Raw genomic sequence first — 3,483 nt, forward strand, 5'->3', positions numbered from 1 at the left:
CTACTAAGTGCCGCTTTTGATGCAAGGGAAAGGGCTGTATGCCACCATCTTAAAGAAGATGGGACTTCCGGTAGGCGACACTCCGGGATTGGGCCCGTGGCGCGCTTTCCTCGAACGCCGTCACAAGGCCGAAGAACAAACACCTCTGCACATTGCGCTGGTGGGTAAATATGATTTGCAGGATGCCTACAAATCCATTCGCGAAGCCCTTTCACAAGCCGGAACTTACAATGACCGCAAGGTATCGGTGGATTTTGTGAACAGCGAGAAACTGACGGACGATAACGTAGAGGAAGCCTTGAAAGGCATGGCGGGCGTACTGATTGGTCCGGGATTTGGCGAACGCGGCATCGCAGGCAAATTTGTAGCCATCAAATATGCGCGCACACACAACATTCCTACCTTCGGTATCTGTCTGGGTATGCAATGCATCGCCATCGAATTTGCCCGGAACGTATTAGGCTATGCCGATGCCAATTCGCGCGAAATGAATGAAAAGACACCGCACAACGTCATCGACATCATGGAAGAGCAGAAATCCATCACCGATATGGGTGGAACAATGCGTCTAGGCGCCTACGAATGTGTCCTGCAAAAAGGCAGCAAGACATACGAGGCATACGGAACCGAACACATCCAGGAGCGCCATCGCCATCGCTATGAGTTCAACAACGCCTATAAGGAAGAATATGAAGCGGCAGGCATGAAATGCGTAGGCATCAACCCCGAATCGGACTTGGTGGAAATCGTGGAGATACCGACCCTGAAATGGTTTGTCGGCACGCAGTTCCATCCCGAATACAGCAGTACGGTATTACATCCGCATCCGCTGTTCCTGGCATTCGTGAAAGCTGCCATCGAAAACGAAAACGAAAAGAATAATCAGTAATCAGTAATTTTGTAATTAACAAAGAATGGATAAAAACACCATTACCGGCCTTGTTCTGATTGGGATCTTATTAGTGGGATTCAGCTACTTGAGCCGCCCTACCCAAGAGCAACTGGAAGCGCAGCAACGCTACTACGACTCCATTGCACAGGTGCAGCAACGCGAAGCCGACTTGCAGGCAAAAGCTGAAGCAGCCTTGGCTAACGAGAAAGAAGCAAAGGCGGACTCCACCGCCCTCTTCTTCAACGCACGTCAAGGAACAAACTCACAAGTGACCATCCAGAACAATCTGGCAGAAATAACCGTAGATACAAAAGGCGGACGCATCGCATCGGCTACCCTGAAAAACTACATGGGACAGGACAAAACGACTCCCGTCACCCTGTTCAGCGGAGATGAAGCTTCCATGAATTTCCTCTTCTATAACAAGCAAGAGACTATCCAGACGGAAGAGTACTTCTTCACTGCAACGGGCCGCACAGACAGCAGCGTCACCATGCGCCTCGCGGCAGACGAGAACAGCTACATAGACTTCACCTACCGCATGCGAAACGACTCTTATCTGGTGGACTTCACCATCCAAGCTGTCAACATGGAAGACAAGCTGGCCGCAACCAACAAACATGTGGACATAGAGTGGTCGCAACGTGCCCGCCAGATAGAGAAAGGATATACCTACGAGAACCGCTTGTCGGAGCTGACCTACAAACTAGCAGGCGATGACACCGACTACCTGTCCGCATCCAAAAACGATGAGAAAGAATTGAAAGAACCGCTGGAATGGATTGCTTTCAAGAACCAGTTCTTCTCTTCCGTGTTTCTGGCTGACGCAAACTTCGAGAAGGCCAAACTTTTCTCCAACATGGAGGCTCAAGGCAGCGGCTACATCAAAGACTACGCTGCCGAAATGAACGCGAAGTTCGACCCGACAGGCAAAGAGCCCACGCAGCTCTATTTCTATTTCGGTCCGAACCACTACAAGACATTGAGTGCCGTAGGAGATGATTTGGATAAGGATTGGGAACTGAACCGTCTGGTCTATTTAGGCTGGCCGCTCATCCGCTGGATAAACAAATGGTTCACCATCAACCTCTTCGACTGGCTCTCCGGCTGGGGATTGAGCATGGGCATCGTGCTGCTGCTGATGACGCTGATTGTGAAAATCGTGGTATTTCCCACTACTTGGAAAACCTACATGTCATCTGCCAAGATGCGCGTATTAAAGCCGAAAATCGATGAAATCAACCGGAAGTATCCCAGACAGGAGGATGCCATGAAGAAGCAGCAGGAAATCATGGGACTCTACAGCCAGTATGGCGTCAGCCCGATGGGTGGATGTCTGCCTATGCTGATACAGTTCCCCATTCTGATGGCATTGTTCATGTTCGTTCCGAGTGCCATCGAGCTGCGCCAGCAGAGTTTCTTGTGGGCGGACGACCTCTCCACCTACGATGCCATCATCAACTTCCCGTTCCACATTCCGTTCCTCGGCAGTCACCTCAGTTTGTTCTGCCTGCTGATGACGGCAACCAACATACTGAACACGAAGTACATGATGCAGCAGCAAGACACGGGTGCCAATCCGCAGATGGAGGCAATGAAGTGGATGTCATACCTGATGCCCCTTATGTTCCTGTTTATCTTGAACAGCTATCCGGCAGGATTGAACTACTACTACTTCATCTCCACGCTGATTAGTGTAGCAACAACCATTATCATGCGAAAGACTACCAACGAGGCAGCACTTCTTGCCCAGTTGGAAGCCAACAAGAAAGACCCGAAAAAGATGAAGACCTCCGGTTTCGCCGCCCGTCTGGAAGCGATGCAGAATCAACAAGAACAGATGATGCGGGAAACACAAAACAAGAAATAGTTGACGAGGAAACGAGTTGACAAGTTACGAGGAGGACGCGCCGAAATCTTTTTTTTGACACGTCCTCCTCTTTTTTTACCTAAAATCCATATCAGTATGCAAACAAAATACACTTATAAAGAGATTTGGCTCATCGCCTACCCCATCCTCATCAGCCTGCTCATGGAGCAGATGATAGGAATGACCGACACCGCCTTTTTAGGACGTGTAGGCGAAGTAGAACTGGGGGCATCCGCCATTGCCGGTGTCTTTTATACGGTCATTTTCATGGTCGCCTTCGGCTTCAGCATCGGGGCGCAGATACTGATGGCACGACGCAACGGCGAACAGCAATATCGGGAAATCGGCAACTTGTTCTATCAAGGCATCTATTTCCAGGTGGGACTGGCGGCTGTCATGTTCCTGCTCTCCTACTTCCTCTCCCCTATCATCTTGAAGCAAATCGTCGCCTCGGAGCATATCTACGAAGCGGCAAGCAGTTATCTGCATTGGCGGGTGTTCGGCGCATTCTTTTCGTTCAGTGCCGTCATCTTCCGCGCTTTCTTTTTAGGAACCACGCAAACCAAGACATTGACGCTGAACTCCATCGTAATGGTGATGAGCAATGTCATATTCAACTACATCCTTATCTTCGGCAAGTTAGGATTCCCCGCACTCGGCATTGCCGGAGCAGCCATCGGCTCGTCGCTTGCCGAATTGGTATCGCTGGTATTCTTTATAC

The 3,483-nt window shown here is 50.1% G+C and carries 2 protein-coding genes and 1 pseudogene; all 3 read left to right on the forward strand.

The window, feature by feature from the left end:
• Window positions 1–889 (forward strand): annotated as a pseudogene (locus K2G43_RS12615) (CTP synthase); the annotation flags it as partial.
• Window positions 890–914: 25 nt separating this feature from the next.
• A complete protein-coding gene (gene yidC, locus K2G43_RS12620; RefSeq protein WP_300155784.1) occupies window positions 915–2,762 on the forward strand; it encodes a membrane protein insertase YidC in 1,848 nt (615 codons plus the stop codon).
• Window positions 2,763–2,858: 96 nt separating this feature from the next.
• On the forward strand, window positions 2,859–3,483 hold a 625-nt coding region (locus tag K2G43_RS12625; RefSeq protein WP_300155787.1), incomplete at its 3' end, for an MATE family efflux transporter.

The sequence above is a fragment of the Bacteroides sp. genome (genome assembly GCF_029057325.1).
GTDB lineage: Bacteria > Bacteroidota > Bacteroidia > Bacteroidales > Bacteroidaceae > Bacteroides.

Excerpts from the sequence above, each read along its gene's own strand:
- yidC (WP_300155784.1), top strand. The coding sequence starts at position 915 with ATGGATAAAAACACCATTACCGGCCTTGTTCTGATTGGGATCTTATTA.